The organism is Microcoleus sp. B3-D2 (assembly GCF_036705345.1).
Lineage (GTDB): Bacteria > Cyanobacteriota > Cyanobacteriia > Cyanobacteriales > Microcoleaceae > Microcoleus.
This window is the reverse complement of record NZ_JAUBUG010000167.1, coordinates 1-2,682: the sequence shown is the minus strand read 5'-3', so window position 1 is coordinate 2,682 and position 2,682 is coordinate 1. Positions and strand designations below refer to the sequence as shown.

Genomic DNA, 2,682 nt, shown 5'->3' with positions numbered 1-2,682 from the left:
TTGACGCCTTTGGCACTTTGACAATGAGGGCAAAGCATCGGCTGATTCCATGACATCATTCTCTATTATGCAACACCTATTCGATTGATTTTAGGCAAAAAATCCTTGATACTTATCATGCTGAACCCATTTCACAAAAAGCAATAGCTAAGCGTTTTTCTGTAGCCCTGAGTTTTGTACAAAAATTGCTTAAACAATATCGTGAAACAAAAAACATTACTCCGAGAACTGACCGATGTGGAGTCAAAGGCAAACTGAATGCGGAGCAACTACTCATCTTGGCGGAATTGGTTGAAGGAAATAATGATGCAACTCTTGAAGAACTCCGTTATTTACTTTATGGAAAAATTGGATTTTCCGTTAGTAGAGCAACAATAGGAAGAATGATAAAACTCTTAAACATTACTGTAAAAAAAAAACTCTCTTCCCTTCAGGTAAAGGGACTGAGCGAGTTCAAATCCGGCGATGTGAGTTCTGGAAAACAATTAAAAACTAAGGTTTGAAAGACTTAATATTAATTAACGAATCGGGAGTTAATTTGACCATGGTTAGGTTATATGCTAGGTATGCAAAAAGGTGAAAAACCAAAGGGGCCAAAACCAACTAAACGTGGCAAAAATGTCTCAATAATTGGAGCAATGTCAGTCAATGAAATTTTGACATCGGTTAATCTAATAGGCGAAACTGATGCAATTACATTTGAAGCTTTTATTATCAGAAAACTCGTACCACAACTCTGGAAAGCGGTTTGTGTGGTGATGGATAATTGTCCTATTCACCTGGGAGAAGAAGTCAAAAAAGCGATTGAAAAGAAAGGCGCCAAATTAATATAATTATTACCTTATTCACCAGATTTTTCACCAATTGAGAATCTGTGGTCAAAACTTAAAATCATTCTCCGTTCTATCAAGACTAATAATTATCAAGAGTTAGGAAAATCCATAGAGTTTGCGTTCGGACAAGTTACATCGTCAAATATTTTTAACTGGTTTACACACTGCTGTTATTGTACCTCATCTTTCTGAGAAAGGCTATAAGAACGGTCGGCAAAGTAATTAGTTGGTTTTTTTCTATTTACTTTTTTGTTATGCTAGGAACCTTTTTATTCCTCTCTTACACAGAGAGCAAGCTATACCAGCTAGGTGCTATAGTTTCCTCTATAGAACCCATTTGACATCTTATGAGGTTTTGAATTAAGGTACTCCTCAGCATCTAAAATCCAATGCTAATGGCGTATTCCAGTGACCTGACTGATGCCTGGGGGGGTGACAACCAGCCTGAAACCTAGAGGTGGTGAGGATTGAGCCAATGTGTGCTAAAAAAAATAGGCAGCATAATTGTTACACGCTTGCCTATCCAAAAAATAATGATACCAACATTTTACCAGACTCATTTAAAAAAACAACTGACGAAAGCTAAGTTTCTTGTAATGACAACTTTACTATCTGTGATGCAATCAGAAAAACAAGTGAGGTTAGAACGACTGGCACGGGTATTTCCTTATCCAATAACAACGGAAAGTCGGCGCAGAAAACTACAAAGGTTTCTGGATTTACCAAATTTAACTATCTCATTAATTTGGTTGCCATTAATTACTTATTGGTTGACCACTTATTGCCCCATTGGTACTCGTTTATCAATTGCAATCGACCGCAGTCAATGGGGGTGCATTAATCTGTTTATGGTTAGCCTGATCTGGGAGCGAAGAGCAATTCCATTATACTGGTCACTGTTGCCCAAATTAGGAAACAAAAACGGAGAGTCACAGACTACCAATCTACAGCAAGTTTTACCATTATTTTCAGAATATAAAGTCATCGTTTTAGGAGACCGTGAATTTTGTTCTGTTGATTTGGCAAACTAACTTAAGGAAAAGGGTGTGTCTTTTTGCTTAAGACTAAAAAAGAATCTTTGTATCGAAACAGAACATTTAGTTTGGCAACGGTTGGATGAATTAGGGATAGTACCAGGAACTTCTTTGTATTTTCAAGGAAAAAGAGTGAGGAAAACTCGACCTGTTACCGGATTTGCTCTGGCTTGTAAGTGGAGAAGGAACTCTGGGAAATATCAAGTTAAAGAAGCTTGGTTTATTCTCACAGATTTACGCTCACTGCCAGCAGCCATCAATGCTTATAAGCAGCGGATGGGCATTGAAGAAATGTTTCGAGACTGTAAAAAAGGAGGCTATGATATTGAAGGAACAAGCCTCAAAGAGAACAGACTTATTAACATGATTCTGCTCATGACACTGGCGTACAGTTCAGCAATATTTCAAGGCACGCTCACTGAAGAAAAAACAGGTACAAAAATATGTATCTCGTCGCAAATAACCCAAGAAAAAATATCGCAGACGGAGTACATTTGGTGTTGGGTTAGATGGAGAAAAGTGGGTTAATTATCTAGAACAATATTCTTTGGAGGTGGAACAGTTAATGAAGTTAACTCCTTCTAAACGCCGCTTTTATCAACAAGGTATGCGGGCTGCAACCCTTATACAGTCTATTTCGTAGACCTCTTTGTCACCCCCCCCAGGACTGATGCAGAATGGGAAATTTTTGAACCCTTATTGCAAGAGAGATTACCAACTAATACCATTTTCCTAAATTCCTGCTACAGATAAACCCTCTAATATGAATGGATATCCCGTCAAAGAAGCAATCACTTCGTTAGTCAGCTTTTTTA

2 protein-coding genes and 1 pseudogene are annotated in these 2,682 nt (G+C 37.8%); all 3 read left to right on the top strand.

The genetic code is table 11. The features are described 5' to 3' along the window. Nucleotides 1–83 precede the first annotated feature (83 nt). Nucleotides 84–1,025: pseudogene (locus tag QUB14_RS28400) on the top strand (IS630 family transposase). Nucleotides 1,026–1,366: 341 nt separating this feature from the next. Beyond that, on the top strand, nucleotides 1,367–1,864 hold the full coding sequence (locus tag QUB14_RS28395; protein WP_333221552.1) for a hypothetical protein: 498 nt from the start codon (nucleotides 1,367–1,369) through the stop codon (nucleotides 1,862–1,864). A gap of 15 nt (nucleotides 1,865–1,879) precedes the next feature. Further along, nucleotides 1,880–2,395: a transposase gene (locus tag QUB14_RS28390; RefSeq protein ID WP_333221554.1), complete on the top strand. Its 516-nt coding sequence runs from the start codon at nucleotides 1,880–1,882 to the stop codon at nucleotides 2,393–2,395. Nucleotides 2,396–2,682: the final 287 nt, after the last annotated feature.